Raw genomic sequence first — 668 nt, 5'->3', positions numbered from 1 at the left:
CCCGTCTCATTCCGAGGTCCGCCCAGCGCACGCCGGTCGATGTGCGGATCTCCATCTGCGGTTCGACTTCGACATACCCGGCCGCCAGCGCGACCCTACGCATCTCTGATTCCCACACCGACTCCGACAGAGGAGTACTGCATTCGAGGATCTCGCGGGCCTGGGCTGCACCCCGTTGACCTCTGAAGTCCTCGAGGACTCTGCGTGCTGACTCAAGGAACATCCGCGCCGCGTTCTCCACCTCACTGCGGTGCTCGCGCCACTGAGCGTCCCTGCCCGCCGCCACGGCGACCAATGAGTCGACGACGTCGAATGCCTCGTCGGCGGGCAGGAACCGGGCGCACTGGACCGTGGTCTGCATCAGACCTGTGGTGGGCACACCGTCGATGTCGACCACGTCCTCCTGATCGATCTCCATGCGGTGATTGACCACGGAGCGTCCCGACAGTCGCACCTCACGCAATGCAGGGGACAGGCTCCACAGCCGACCTGTCTGTCCCGGCGTGGCACTGCGTCGCCACGGGACCCACAGGTGAGCCTGGGGGGAGAGTGTCTTGAGGTGCGCACCGTGGAGAAGCGCAGCGCTCTGGAGCACTGCCACTGCACCGTTGATGTGATGGCAGGCGGAACGGAGTCTGGCGCGGTGAAGGTCCTCGTCCCTCTCCCAC

Annotated in this window: 1 pseudogene; it reads right to left on the bottom strand. The window is 65.7% G+C overall.

The window, feature by feature from the left end:
• Positions 1-418, bottom strand: a pseudogene (locus tag FK530_RS24585) (hypothetical protein); the annotation flags it as partial.
• Positions 419-668: the final 250 nt, after the last annotated feature.

Source organism: Tsukamurella conjunctivitidis, from assembly GCF_007858475.1.
Taxonomy (GTDB): Bacteria; Actinomycetota; Actinomycetes; order Mycobacteriales; family Mycobacteriaceae; genus Tsukamurella; species Tsukamurella conjunctivitidis.
This window is presented reverse-complemented; position numbering and strand designations above follow the sequence as displayed.